Here is a 12,050-nt window from a genome sequence, read left to right as displayed (position 1 = left end):
CAAGATGAAAGCCGAAGCTATTTGCGCCAATGGGTCGGAATGATGATCAAGGCGCCAACTGAGGCGATGATTGCATTTATGCCCGGCGCGCCAAATGAGATTCCGAACATCAGGCTCACGAAATAAAATAGGAAGGCCCCGCCCACGCAGATGATGATCGAGGGCAGGATGCCATTGCGGGTAAAGCTCGTCTTTTCAGAGAGATAGCCCACGATACCCGCGATCACGACCGTGCCGATCAGAGTTGGGAACATGAGAGGCCTCCTAAAGTAGCGACATGCCTTTGGTCAGCGGCACGCCACGCAAGAATTCCTCTGCAGTCTGCGCGGATTTGCCTGCCCGTTGCAAGCGGGTCAGTTGGACTGCTCCAGTTCCGCAAGCCACGGTCAATGCATCGTCGAGCAACGTGCCCGCCGCGCCATTGAGCTCCACAAAGCGCGAGGCCAGGAGTTTGATGCGTTGTCCGTCATATTCGATGAACGCGCCGGGAAAGGGCGAGAGACCGCGGATTTTGCGGTCGATGTCCTTGGCGTCTTCAGCCCAATCCACCCGCGCCTCAGCCTTGTCGATCTTATGGGCATAGGTCACGCCCTGATCAGGTTGTGGCTCTGGTGTGAGATCTTGGAGCTTCGCCAGCGCTGCGACGATGGCCTCAGCGCCCATTTGGCTTAGACGGTCATGCAGCTGGGCTGTGGTTTCTTCGGAGCCAATCGGCGTGGCCTCGCGCAATAGGACGGGGCCGGTATCAAGGCCTGCTTCCATCTGCATGATGCAAACGCCGGTTTCCGCATCACCCGCCATGATCGCACGGTGGATTGGGGCTGCGCCGCGCCAGCGAGGTAGAAGCGACGCGTGGATATTCAGACAGCCGTGTTTGGGGGCATCCAGAATGGCCTGGGGCAACAAAAGCCCGTAGGCAACGACCACGGCGACATCTGCGCTTAACGCTGCGAAATCCGCTTGAGACTCAGGTGTCTTCAACGATTCAGGGTGGCGCACCTCAAGGCCCAAAGCCTCGGCGCGGGCGTGCACAGGCGTAGGCCGCAGTTTCTTGCCGCGACCGGCAGGACGTGGCGGCTGGCAATAAACCGCAGAGATCTCGTGACCCGCCGCAACCAAAGCCTCCAGCACCGGAACCGAGAAGTCCGGCGTGCCCATGAAGACAACCCTCATGCCAACTTCCGCGCCTTTTTAATCAGCATCTCGCGCTTAGTGCGGCTGAGGTGATCGAAATACATTTTGCCATTGATATGGTCGATCTGATGCTGCACCGACGTCGCCCAGAGCCCAACAAAATCGCGGCGTGTGACCATGCCGTCTTCGTTCATATAGCGCACCGTGACCGCACGCGGGCGTTTGATCTTGGCGGAGACGCCGGGCAAGTTGGGGCTGGCCTCTTCGTGCTCGCGATCCTCGATTGAGCTGTGCAGGATCGAGGGGTTTGCCATTTTCACGGCCTGCCCACGTTCGCTTGAGGCATCCACAACGATCAACTGACGCATGACACCGATCTGGTTTGCGCCCATGCCAACGCCGGGCATGGCCTCCATCGTGTCGATCAGATCCTGCCAGGTCTGGCGGTCCTCATCGGTCAGGTCCTTGACCTCTTCAGCAGTGGTCCGCAGACGTTTGTCCGGCCATGGGATGCACTTGCGGACGGTCATGCACGCGCCCTTTCACGTTTCAGTTTCGCAGATTTACGCGTCATGGTCTGGCGCTTCATCGGGCCGAGATAATCGATGAACAGCTTGCCGTTCAGATGGTCGATCTCATGCTGCACGCAGGTCGCCCAAAGCCCGTCGAAGTCCTTTTCCTGCGGGTTACCGTTCTCATCGATCCAGCCGACGCGGACCTCTGCGGGGCGGGTCACTTCGGCGTATTGATCGGGGATCGAGAGGCAGCCTTCCTCATAGACACTGGTGTCGTCTGAGGAGGCCAGAACCTCGGGGTTGAACATGATCACCGGTTCCGGATCGCCCTCTTTGATGCAATCCATCACGATCAGACGATCCAGTACGCCGATCTGAGGCGCAGCCAGCCCGATGCCCGGCGCATCATACATGGTTTCCAGCATATCAGCGGCCAACTTGCGCAGCTCGTCGGTCAGGTCGGCAACCGGCGCGCAGGTCTTTTTCAGACGGGGATCGGGATGGATCAGGATCGGCTTTAACATAAGGCTGACATAGGCCAAGCAGCTTTCATCTGCAACGGCTCTTGCACGTCTCGCGCTTTCGGGTAGCGTGCGGGACAACAGTTAGAGTGAGGTCCCCCATGAATTTCGACGAAGTCATCAATCGCTTTGGCACCCATTCCGTAAAATGGGACATGATGGAGCCGATCTACGGCGTGCCCGCCAAAGATGGCATCGCGATGTGGGTGGCCGATATGGATTTCCGCCCGCCCCAATGCGTGGCCGACGCGATCACCAAGATGCAGGATCAGGGTGTCTATGGCTATTACGGCGATGAGGCGCCTTACAAAGACGCGATTTGCTGGTGGATGGAAAACCGCCATGGCTGGAAAGTCACCGCGCCCGAGATTTTCACCACCCATGGGTTGGTGAATGGCACAGCCGTCTGCGTTGACGCCTTTTCACAACCCGGAGACGGCATCGTCCTGATGACCCCAGTCTACCACGCCTTTGCGCGCGTCATTAAAGCTGCAGGCCGCGAGGTTGTGGAATGCGAATTGGCCAATAAAAATGGCCGCTACGAAATGGACTTCGACGCCTGGGACGCGCAGATGAAAGGGCACGAGACCATGCTGATCCTTTGCTCTCCGCACAACCCGGGCGGACGAGTTTGGACGCGCGAAGAACTGCAAGGCGTGGCCGATTTTGCGAAACGTCACGATCTGATTTTGGTGAGTGACGAGATCCACCACGATCTGGTCTTTCCGGGCGTGACACACACGCCCATGACGCTGGTGGATCCTTCGATCATGGACCGTCTGGTCATGATGACCGCGACCACCAAGACTTTCAATATCGCGGGCAGCCATTCGGGCAATGTCATCATTCCTGACCCGGATTTGCGCGCGCGCTTTGCAGGCCGTATGGCCGCGCTTGGCCTCAGCCCCAACAGCTTTGGCCTCTATATGGCCGAGGCCGCCTATACGCCAGAAGGTGCGAAATGGGTGGATGCTCTGGTCACCTATCTGGACGGCAACCGCCAGCTGCTGGATGCAGCGATTGCCGATATTCCGGGGCTTGCGTCGATGCCGATGGAAGCGACCTATCTGGGCTGGGTCGATTTCTCGGGCACCGGCATGGCGCGCGAAGAGTTCACAAAGCGGGTTGAGAAAGACGCCCGGATCGCGGTGAACCACGGCCCGACGTTTGGCAAAGGTGGCGAGAACTTCCTGCGGTTCAACTTTGCCACGCCGCGTAGCGTGGTTCAGACTGCGGTCGAGCGTCTGGCCGAAGCGTTCAAAGATCTACAGTAGACTTAATCGCGCTGGTCCGTCACCAAGGCGACCGGCGCGTTTTCATCGCGGGCAAAATCCAACGGCGCTTGATCCTCCGCGACCGTCGCGCGTTTGAATTCGTATAGCATCTCGCCGTCTTCTTCCTGCGAAGCCACGATCAGGCACTGATAGAGGTGCTTTGAGCCGTCATAAAGATCGACCAGCCCCCGCAAATAGGGCGCATTGGCGCTATCCAGCGTAAAGCCGTTGTCCTCAAAGCGCAGCAGCGGATAGACCTCGTCGCCCACCCGCACACGCATGCGCGTTTTGCGTTTCAGATCGCGCTTGCGCGCAGCGTCCAGCCCAGCCTGAACCTCTTTCGGAAGAAAATTCATCGCGTTCATACCCTTACCCGACACTCAACTTGTGCGCGCATCGCCCGAAAATCAAGACAGCCCGGCAGGCTCACTGCAATTGTGCGTCAAAGCGCAACTCTTCTGCATCAGTTCACTATGCGCCCGCGTATTGGCGCTCTAGGTTAACTGCAAATATTGAAGGAGATCTCAATGGGCCTGCTGGTTGACGGAAAATGGGTGGATCAATGGTATGACACCAAATCCAGTGGCGGGAAATTCGTGCGCTCTGCCGCGCAGTTTCGCAATTGGATCACCGCAGACGGGAGCGCGGGCGAAAGCGGCAAGGCTGGGTTCAAGGCCGAAAGCGGGCGCTATCATCTTTATGTGTCTATGGCCTGCCCCTGGGCGCACCGCACGCTAATTTTCCGCGCGTTGAAGGGGCTGTCCGATCACATTGACGTCTCGGCGGTCCATCCGGACATGCTCGATCAGGGCTGGACCTTTGAAAAAGACGGCGTCGCGCAGGGCGATCCGCTCTATGGCTCTCAGTTCACTCACAACCTCTACACCCGCGCCGACCCCACCTATTCCGGTCGCGTGACCGTGCCGATCCTCTGGGACAAAGAGCAGGAGACGATTGTGTCCAACGAAAGCTCTGAAATCATCCGCATGTTCAATTCGGCCTTTAACGGGATCACGGGCAACACGGTTGACTACTGGCCCGCAGAGATGCGCGACGCCATCGAAGAGGTCAATGCGCGGATCTATGACACGCTGAACAATGGCGTCTACAAGTCGGGCTTTGCCACGACGCAAGCGGCCTATGACGCCGCCGTGCACCCGTTGTTTGACACGCTCGACTGGCTTGAGGCACGGCTCGCGGACAACCGCTACCTCATGGGGGACCGCCTGACAGAAGCCGATTGGCGGCTCTTCACCACGCTCATCCGTTTTGATCCGGTCTATCACCTGCATTTCAAGTGCAACCGCAAGCGGCTGATCGACTACCCGAACCTCTGGGCCTATACGCGCGAGCTCTATCAGATGCCGGGCGTCGCCGAGACCGTGGATATGGATCACATCGTGCGCCACTATCACTATAGCCACGAGAGCATTAACCCGCATCGGATCGTGCCGATCAATCCGGTTCTGGATTATCTGGAACCGCACGGGCGCGGATAGCGCAGAACGTCTTTACGCGGCGGGCATGTGCCGGTGCATCTTGCGCAGGCAAAGACCCGCCGCTCTGCCCCCATGCTCCCCCCTTGCAAAACAGCCTGTTTTCCGCGAAGGAACAGGCGATAGCAAAGGGCCAATCATGGGCGAAACAAGAGATCACGGCGGCAATCTGGACGCGCAAATCGCCCGCTATGGCGGCACGCGAGAGACATGGATTGACCTGTCCACAGGGATCAACCCGGTGCCCTATCCGCTGCCCGCGTTTAGCCCAGATTGTTGGACCGCCTTGCCAGACTCCTCGGCTCAGACGGGTTTAACCGAGGCCGCGCGCCGCTTCTGGAATGTGCCCGAAAGCCTCGACATCCTCGCCACCCCCGGAGCCTCGGCGCTCATCAGTCGGATGCCCTCCCTCTTTGCAGGCAACACGGTGGATATTCCGCAGCCCACTTACAATGAACATGCTGCCTCTTTCGAGGCCCAGGGCTGGTCCGTCGGCACCTCGCAAGAGCTGCGCGTGTTGGTGCATCCCAACAACCCCACCGGCCATTTCTGGAGCCTCGGCGATCTGATCACAAAAGCCACCGTCATCGACGAAAGCTTCTGCGACATCGCACCAGAACGCTCTCTCATGGCCTCAGCCCTAGACGGCGATCGCGTCATCCTCAAAAGTTTCGGCAAATTCTGGGGCCTTGCCGGTCTGCGCCTTGGCTTCATGATCGCCCGCCCCGATCTGATTGCCAAAATGTCGGGCCACATCGGCCCCTGGGCCGTCTCTGGCCCCGCGCTCGCCATCGGCACCGAGGCCCTCAGCGACAGCGACTGGGCGAGGACCACCCGCGCGCGTCTGGCCGCCGACGCAGACCGCCTTGACCAGATGATGATCGCCAAAGGCGCGCGCATCGCGGGTGGCTGTTCCCTCTTCCGCCTCTACGAAGTCCAGAACGCCGAGACCACCCAAACCCGCCTCGCAGAAAACCACATCTGGTCGCGTATCTTCCCCTATTCCAAAACCTACATCCGCCTCGGCCTACCCGCGCCCGACCGCTGGGACCAGCTTGAGGCCGCCATCGACAAGAGTTTTTCATGAGTACCGCCAGCATTCTCTGCCTCGCCCTTCTGCTTGATGCCCTCTTTGGAGAACCAAAATGGCTGTGGGATCGCGTGCCCCATCCTGCCGTCCTCATGGGCAAAGCGATCTCATGGATGGACACACAGCTGAATACGGGCGCATCACGCAAACTGAAAGGGGTACTCGTGGCCGTGGCGCTGGTAGTCGGCGGCTGGATCATCGGCTGCGTCATCTCTTGGCTCGGCTGGCTGCCAACCTTGCTCATCGCAGCAATCCTTCTGGCACAACGCTCCTTGGTGGATCACGTCAAAGACGTCGCCACAGCCCTTCGCACCTCAGTCGAAGACGGCCAGAAAGCCGTCGCGAAAATCGTCGGCCGCGAGACCAAAACGCTGGATGACTCCGGCGTCAGCCGCGCCGCCATCGAAAGCGCCGCCGAGAACCTCTCGGACGGCGTCATCGCCCCCGCCTTCTGGTTCCTTATCGCAGGCCTGCCGGGGCTCTTGATCTACAAAGCCGTCAATACCGCCGACAGTATGATCGGGTACAAGACCGAAACCTATAAGGATTTCGGCTGGGCCTCTGCACGTCTGGACGATGTGCTAAACTGGATCCCCGCCCGCCTGACCGCGCTCTTGATTGCGGTCACACACAAAGGCCTGACGCTCTGGACCGACATCCGCGCCGATGCCGCCCTGCATCGCTCGCCCAACGCAGGTTGGCCCGAATCCGCCATGGCGCGCGCTTTGGATATCGCGCTCTCTGGCCCTCGGACCTATGACAATCAACTTGTGGACTATCCTTTTGTTCACGATTTCGGTCGCAAAAGCCTCACGGCGAATGACATTGATGCCGCAGTTACCGCCCTCTGGCGCGCTTGGGGCCTGATGCTGGTCATAATTTTCCTACTCGCGCTTCTGTAACCACGACGTCGCAAAAAAAGCGTGTTAACCTTTCGGCCAACAACAGCCACGAGGGTTTTTCATGCGCCTAGTCACGAGTATCGCCGCGCTGGTTTTCAGCGCCGGTGTCGCCGCCGCCAACACGCCATGCGGCGGATCTTTTAACGGTTTCGTCAACGATTTGAAAAAAGAAGCCCGCGCCATGGGGTATTCGCGCGGCATGGTGAACGACTTCTTCGCCTCGGTTTCGCAGGATCAAAAAACGCTGGACGCAGACCGCGCTCAGGGGGTTTTCCAGAAGCCATTTCTGGAGTTTTCTCAACGCCTGATCAGCTCAAACCGCCTTAACACCGGTAAATCCAAAGGGCAGGAATATGCCCGCACCTTTGACCGGATCGAGCGCGACTACGGCGTCTCTCGCGGGGTACTGCTGGCGTTCTGGGCTTTTGAAACCGACTTCGGCGGCTATCAGGGCAACTTTAATACGTTGAATTCTTTGGTGACTTTGTCGCACGACTGCCGTCGCCCCGAATTGTTCCGCCCGCAGGTCTTTGCGGCACTTGAGCTTTACGCGCAGGGCGACTTCTCACCAACCAAAACCACCGGCGCCTGGGCGGGTGAAATCGGCATGGTCCAGATGCTGCCCGGCGACATCATCGAGAACGGCGTAGACGGCGACGGAGACGGCCATGTGCGTCTCAAGACCTCTGCCGTAGATGCGTTGATGTCCGGCGGCAAGATGCTCAACCACCTCGGCTGGCGCTCTGGCGAGCCTTGGCTGCAAGAGGTCACCGTGCCCGCCGATATGGATTGGTCGCTGTCTGGCGTGGACACCACGCTTGATGCCCGCGACTGGGCGCGCATGGGTGTGAAACCCCGCGAAGGAAAGCTCGCGAACCTGCCAGCGTCCCTGATCCTACCGCAAGGCCGCAAGGGTCCGGCCTTTATCGCCTACCCGAACTTTAAGGTCTATTTTGAATGGAACCAGAGCTTTATCTACGTCACCACCGCCGCCTATTTCGCGACCCGCCTAGAGGGCGCGGCACCCTATAATCAAGGCAATCCTGAGCCTGGCTTGCAGGGCGCCGAGATGAAACAGTTGCAGCGCAAACTACAAGCCCGCGGGCATGACGTTGGCAAAATTGACGGTATCCTGGGTGCCGGAACGCGGGCTGCCGTGCAAGCTGAACAGCAACGTCTCGGCCTACCTGCAGACGCTTGGCCAACAGCAGCACTCTTGTCGCGGCTTTAACCACGATTTTGGCGGCATCTTTACTTTTTTGAAAGGAAAGTGGAGAATGCTGCTCGTGTCGAAATGTGTTCTTTCACAGATCACCTAAATAACCCCGCAGAGTGGCTGCTCTGCGGGGTTTGCTTTTTCACGAACCTTTAAGGCTGATCCAAAGCCTGATGCAGGCAACAAGCAGGCTTAGCGCCGCGATCGTCAACATCAGTCGTCGAAATGTTGAGTCTCTCAACCAAATCACCTCCTTCTACTGCAAAGGATTGCAGCAGAATTAGACCTAGAGATGAAATCTCAATGGGATGTTAACCACGTGGCTTAGGCCACCAAGGTTTCAGCCGCCTTCAGATCCACGGAAACCAACTGGCTCACGCCCTGTTCCTGCATGGTCACGCCGAACAGCCGGTCCATCCGCGCCATGGTCACCGCGTGGTGGGTGATGATCAAGAACCGCGTATCCGTCTGACGGCGCATCTCATCCAGCATATCGCAGAACCGCGTGACGTTTGCGTCATCCAAAGGCGCGTCGACCTCGTCCAGCACGCAGATCGGTGCGGGGTTCGCCAAGAAGACCGCAAAGATCAGCGCCAAGGCCGTCAACGTCTGCTCGCCACCCGACAACAAGGACAGCGTCGAGAGTTTCTTGCCCGGCGGCTGGCACATGATCTCAAGACCCGCATCCAGCGGATCCTCGCTCTCGACCATCACAAGGTTCGCCTCGCCACCGCCAAAAAGATGCTTAAACAGCATCGCGAAATTGCCGTTCACCTGTTCAAAGGCCGTTAACAAACGCTCGCGCCCTTCAGAGTTCAGGCTCGCAATGCCAGACCGCAACGTGCGGATCGCCTCCTCAAGGTCCTGCTTTTCATTCACCAGAGTATCGTGCTCTTCCTGAACCTCACGCGCGTCTTCTTCGGCCCGCAGGTTCACCGCGCCCAAAGCATCCCGCTGGCGCTTCAGCCGGTTCACATCACCCTCAATCGTATGGCTCGACGGCATGTTCTCCGGCGCCAGATCCAGTGTTTTCAGCAAGCCCTCAGGCGTCAATTCCATCTCGTCCTGAATGCGCTCGGCTGCCTGCGTCACGCTCTCCAGCGCCGCATCCGCCAGGGCCTCGGCCCGTGCCCGCGCCTCGCGTGCATCCGAGGCCGCGCGTTCCGCGTCCCGCTCGCCCTGCTCGGCCTTGCGCAACACGCTCTCGCCTTCGGACAAGGCATTCGCCGCCTCGCCCTTGCGCTTTTCCGAGGCCTCGATCTGCGCGCCAAGCTCTGCGCGCTTGGCTGCAATCTCTTCGGGAGCGGCCTGCGCATCCACCAGCTCGGCCTCGGATGTCACCTTGCGTTCAGACAGCTCTGAGCTGCGTTTTTCGGCAGTTTCCAGTCGGTGCTTCCAGCCGTTGATCTCTTTATACACTTGCTGGCTGCGTGCCGTGCGGCTTTCGCCCTCGCGACGCACCTCATCATGGGCCGAGCGTTTGGACATCATGGTGATCCGAGCAGCCTCGACCGTAAGTTTGATCTGTTCAACACCCGCCCGTGCGGCATCCAGATCGCCAAGATCGCCCATCGCGCGCTCGGCTTCTTGGACGCGACCCCGCGCTTCCATCGCCTCTTCTTCGTGGCGTGCAACAGCTTGACCCAGAGTTTCCAGCTTGCCTGCCGCCAAATTGCGATCTGCCTCAGCCCGGCTCAAAGCCCGCGCCGCGTCAGCCTGAGCACGATCCGCAGACTTCCGAGCCTCCCGCGCCAAACGATCCGCCTCGGTCAGATCCCGCAAGCGTTGCTGCAGGCTTTCATGTGCCTGCACCGCGCCATCCGCCCGCGCCGTGGCCCGCGCCAATTCCTGTTTCAACTCTTCCAAACGGTTGAGCTGTTGCAAGCGCAAGGCCGCAGCCGAAGGCGCGTCCTCAGCCCAGGCCCGGAACCCATCCCAGCGCCAGAGATCACCCTCAATGGACACGAGCCGCTGCCCCGGTTTCAACAGCGGCTGCAACGCCAAAGCATCCTCAGCCGTGGTCAGCCCAATCTGGCTCATCCGGCGTTCCAGCACCTCTGGCACCGAGACGTGCTGCACCAAAGAGGTCACGCCTGCAGGCAGATCCTGCACCTGATCATATTGCGGCAGCACATGCCAACCGCTTGGCCCGTCCTCTTCGACCTCAGGCGCGCGCAGATCGTCGGCCATCGCCGCACCAAGCGCCTTTTCGAACCCCTGCTGCACCTGTAGACGGTCCAGAATATGGCCACCCTCTGCCGTGTCCCGCTCGACCAATTTCGCGAGCGTCGTGACTTCGGCGCGCAGAGCATTCAACTCGCCCTCAGCCTCGGACCGTTCCGCACGCGCGTCCGCTTCGCGCGATTGCGCCTCGGCACGCGCGTCCTCGGCTGCGGTGAGTTGCTCCTCAACCTCTTGCGCCAACTTGATGGCAGCGGTCTCTTCGGCCTGCGCGGTTTCGAAATCCTGATCGGCCTTGGCCAAAGCGAATTTGCTGCCGTCCACGGCCTCACGCGCCTTCGTTGCATCGGCTTCGTTTTTCTCGAGCTGGCGACGCATATCCGATAGATATCGCTGCGCCGACTGATGCCGCGCCGCCAAACGCGCCACATCCTCGGTCAGCTCGGCCAGGTCGGTCTCGCGATCCTGCAACACGGTCGCCGCCTCGCGCGCCTCAGAGCTTGCGGTCTCAAGCCGATCCTCATGGCCTTCCGCGGCTTTCGCCAGCTCGCGCTGCTCCCATTCCAGACGCGAGATCGTCTCGCCCGCATCTTTGTTCAGCTCAGCCTCGCGCGCCATATCGCGCGTCAACTGATCGATCCGATTTGTCAGAGTGGTGATGATCTGACGGGCGTGATCCTCTTGATCCTTCAGGCTGTCTCGCTGCACCAACAGCCGTTGGAGAACGGCGCTCGCAATCGCGTCTTCTTCGCGCAGAGGCGGCAACATCGCGTCGGCCTCTTCCCGCACTTTGGCGGCCGCGCGTGCCGCGCTTTCGGCCTGCGCTGCGCTCATCGTGCCGGTTTTCAGATCGTCAGCGGCCTTGGCCCGCGCCTCTTCGGCCTCGCGCCAGCGGCGATACAGCAACATACCTTCGGACTGACGCAGCTCTGCCCCGATGGCCCGATAGCGTGCGGCCTGTTTGGCCTGCCGCGCAAGGCTCGCAAGCTGCGAAGCCAGCTGTTCGATCACATCATCGACGCGAGTGAGGTTCAGTTCCGCGTTCTTGAGTTTCAGCTCGGCCTCATGCCGCCGCTGATAAAGCCCCGAGATCCCAGCCGCCTCTTCCAAGATTCGCCGCCGCGCCTTGGGTTTGGAGTTGATCAGCTCGGAAATCTGCCCCTGCCGCACCAAAGCCGGGGAATGCGCGCCAGTGGAGGCATCGGCGAAGAGCATCTGCACATCGCGCGCGCGCACGTCCTTGACGTTCACCTTATAGGCAGAGCCCACATCGCGCGTTATCCGCCGCACGATCTCGATCGCATCCTCGGTGTTGAACCCTGCAGGCGCGACCCGCTCACTGTTGTCGATCATCAAGGCGACTTCGGCAAAGTTGCGCGCTGGCCGCGTCGCAGCGCCTGCGAAAATCACGTCTTCCATACCACCGCCACGCATCGCGGTGGGGCGGTTTTCGCCCATCACCCAGCGTAAGGCTTCCAGCAAATTCGACTTACCGCAGCCATTGGGACCGACAACGCCGGTCAACCCATCGGCAATGATGAGGTCCGTCGGATCTACGAAGCTTTTAAAGCCTGTCAGTCTGAGTTTGGAAAACCGCAAGCAGCAGTTCCTTATGATTCCTTTGGCTTTGAGTCTGCGGAGCCAAAGGCGATCCTGTCAACGGATTTCCCCTGAATACGGTATATCCACAAGAGTTATCCACAATATATTGCGCCGATCGG

11 protein-coding genes are annotated in these 12,050 nt (G+C 59.8%); 5 read left to right on the top strand and 6 right to left on the bottom strand.

Annotated elements, in window-relative coordinates:
• Positions 1-17 precede the first annotated feature (17 nt).
• The 4 genes from HZ995_RS08690 to def (HZ995_RS08675) are packed head-to-tail and all read right to left on the bottom strand — an operon-like array spanning position 18 to position 2,173.
• Positions 18-254 (bottom strand): hypothetical protein, encoded by a 237-nt coding sequence (locus HZ995_RS08690; protein WP_209355283.1) that lies wholly within the window; start codon positions 252-254, stop codon positions 18-20.
• A gap of 10 nt (positions 255-264) precedes the next feature.
• Positions 265-1,173 carry a methionyl-tRNA formyltransferase gene (gene fmt / locus HZ995_RS08685; RefSeq protein ID WP_209355282.1) on the bottom strand — a complete coding sequence of 303 codons (909 nt, stop codon included), beginning with the start codon at positions 1,171-1,173 and terminating at the stop codon, positions 265-267.
• Positions 1,170-1,664 carry a peptide deformylase gene (def, locus tag HZ995_RS08680; protein WP_209355281.1) on the bottom strand — a complete coding sequence of 165 codons (495 nt, stop codon included), beginning with the start codon at positions 1,662-1,664 and terminating at the stop codon, positions 1,170-1,172. Before def (HZ995_RS08680) ends, fmt begins: the two co-directional genes overlap by 4 nt.
• The gene (gene def, locus HZ995_RS08675) at positions 1,661-2,173 is read right to left on the bottom strand and encodes a peptide deformylase (RefSeq protein WP_209358218.1); all 513 of its coding nucleotides are present in this window, start codon (positions 2,171-2,173) and stop codon (positions 1,661-1,663) included. The genes def (HZ995_RS08680) and def (HZ995_RS08675) overlap by 4 nt, the downstream gene beginning before the upstream one ends.
• Before the next feature lie 98 nt (positions 2,174-2,271).
• Between def (HZ995_RS08675) and HZ995_RS08670 the strand changes: the two genes are divergently transcribed.
• Positions 2,272-3,444 (top strand): MalY/PatB family protein, encoded by a 1,173-nt coding sequence (locus HZ995_RS08670; RefSeq protein ID WP_209355280.1) that lies wholly within the window; start codon positions 2,272-2,274, stop codon positions 3,442-3,444.
• A 2-nt stretch (positions 3,445-3,446) separates the two neighbouring features.
• Here HZ995_RS08670 and HZ995_RS08665 read toward each other — a convergent pair whose 3' ends face one another.
• A complete protein-coding gene (locus tag HZ995_RS08665) occupies positions 3,447-3,800 on the bottom strand; it encodes a hypothetical protein (RefSeq protein ID WP_209358217.1) in 354 nt (117 codons plus the stop codon).
• 171 nt (positions 3,801-3,971) lie between these two features.
• On the opposite strand from HZ995_RS08665, the gene HZ995_RS08660 reads away from it, so the two are divergent.
• From HZ995_RS08660 to HZ995_RS08645, 4 genes are all read left to right on the top strand, one after another.
• The gene (locus HZ995_RS08660) at positions 3,972-4,943 is read left to right on the top strand and encodes a glutathione S-transferase family protein (protein ID WP_209355279.1); all 972 of its coding nucleotides are present in this window, start codon (positions 3,972-3,974) and stop codon (positions 4,941-4,943) included.
• Positions 4,944-5,079: 136 nt separating this feature from the next.
• Positions 5,080-6,027, top strand: coding sequence for a threonine-phosphate decarboxylase (locus HZ995_RS08655; RefSeq protein ID WP_209355278.1), 948 nt, complete (start codon positions 5,080-5,082; stop codon positions 6,025-6,027).
• Positions 6,024-6,932, top strand: coding sequence for an adenosylcobinamide-phosphate synthase CbiB (gene cbiB / locus HZ995_RS08650; protein WP_209355277.1), 909 nt, complete (start codon positions 6,024-6,026; stop codon positions 6,930-6,932). Before HZ995_RS08655 ends, cbiB begins: the two co-directional genes overlap by 4 nt.
• A 61-nt stretch (positions 6,933-6,993) precedes the next feature.
• Positions 6,994-8,163, top strand: a complete 1,170-nt coding sequence (locus HZ995_RS08645) for a lytic murein transglycosylase (RefSeq protein WP_209355276.1) — start codon at positions 6,994-6,996, stop codon at positions 8,161-8,163.
• Positions 8,164-8,472: 309 nt separating this feature from the next.
• Here the strand turns inward: HZ995_RS08645 and smc are convergent, their stop codons facing one another.
• On the bottom strand, positions 8,473-11,928 hold the full coding sequence (gene smc, locus HZ995_RS08640) for a chromosome segregation protein SMC (protein WP_209355275.1): 3,456 nt from the start codon (positions 11,926-11,928) through the stop codon (positions 8,473-8,475).
• Positions 11,929-12,050: the final 122 nt, after the last annotated feature.

It is taken from the genome of Cognatishimia activa (genome assembly GCF_017798205.1).
In the GTDB taxonomy this organism is placed as follows: Bacteria; Pseudomonadota; Alphaproteobacteria; order Rhodobacterales; family Rhodobacteraceae; genus Cognatishimia; species Cognatishimia activa_A.
This window is presented reverse-complemented; position numbering and strand designations above follow the sequence as displayed.